The organism is Ochrobactrum sp. SFR4, from assembly GCF_019730395.1.
Lineage (GTDB): Bacteria > Pseudomonadota > Alphaproteobacteria > Rhizobiales > Rhizobiaceae > Pseudochrobactrum.
Window position 1 is genome coordinate 1 of the sequence record NZ_JAAPBB010000274.1, and the last position, 407, is coordinate 407.

Below are 407 nucleotides of genomic sequence, written 5' to 3' on the forward strand. Positions count from 1 at the left end.
TGGAGGCTCATATGGCTACGATGAACATATCCCTGCCAGATCCAATGAAAGATTGGGTTGAGACGCAGGCAAAGATTGGACGTTATTCTAACAGCAGCGATTATGTCCGTGACCTTATCCGCAAGGACCAAATGCGTAATGACAAAATTGCGGCTATGCAGCGCTTTGTTGATGATGGTCTCAAAAGTGGTCTTGGCAACCGGTCTAAAGATCAACTTTTTGCAGCGGCCGTTGCCCGTGTGGCAACAACAACTGACATCGAATAATGCGTATTATTCTGTCCCGCGCTGCTGAAGACGATATCATTACGATTGCTGAACAAGGTGCGCGCATATTCGGAATTGCACAGGCTGAACAGTACCATAATGAGTTGTTCATAATGTTCGATCTGCTTGCTGATAATCCCC

At 46.4% G+C, this 407-nt stretch carries 1 protein-coding gene; it reads left to right on the plus strand.

Annotation, left to right across the window (positions count from 1 at the left end; translation table 11 throughout):
- Positions 1-11: 11 nt before the first annotated feature.
- Positions 12-266 (plus strand): type II toxin-antitoxin system ParD family antitoxin, encoded by a 255-nt coding sequence (locus HBA93_RS18955; RefSeq protein WP_221724332.1) that lies wholly within the window; start codon positions 12-14, stop codon positions 264-266.
- Positions 267-407 lie beyond the last annotated feature (141 nt).